The organism is Vibrio sp. 1078-1 (assembly GCF_033340475.1).
This window is the reverse complement of the sequence record NZ_JAWOWM010000772.1, coordinates 1-543: the sequence shown is the minus strand read 5'-3', so window position 1 is coordinate 543 and position 543 is coordinate 1. Positions and strand designations below refer to the sequence as shown.

The following is a 543-nucleotide window of genomic DNA, read 5'->3' as shown; positions in this document are numbered from 1 at the left end:
GATTTTAATGTCAGTGTTGTGCAGGAGCTAAAGTCCAACACGCGAGAATTTAATGAACTCGCGCAAGATTTTGACCACATGACGAAAGAGATTCACTCGCTAGCGGAGAAGCAACGTCTTTTGATTCGCGATGTGTCCCATGAACTAAGAACGCCTCTTGCTAGACAGAACTTGGTTTTGCACCTTTTGCGTAAACGAGTTGGTGAAAGCGAACAAGAATTAGTGACGCGGCTGGAAGACGAAGCCAAAGAGCTGAATCATCTAATCAGTGACATTTTGGAATTTAGTCGCCTTGAGAATGCTCGCTACGACAAAGAGACCAAGCGTAGTGATCTTGAAGTGCTACTAGCCCCACAAGTTGAGCGTTGCAAAATCGATTTGAGGGAATCACAGAGCATTGTATTTATTTCACGTGTGACCGAGCCGAGAGCTTACTGTGAAGATACTCTCGTGGTGCGTTGTCTGAATAATCTAGTTGGCAACGCTATCAAATACGCGGGTGAAGATGCTCGGATCGAAGTGACTCTGACTAATCAAGAAATC

At 44.9% G+C, this 543-nt stretch carries 1 protein-coding gene; it reads left to right on the top strand.

Features of this window, described 5'->3' with window-relative positions:
- On the top strand, positions 1 to 543 hold a 543-nt coding region (locus tag R7190_RS29985), incomplete at both ends, for a sensor histidine kinase (protein WP_318138221.1).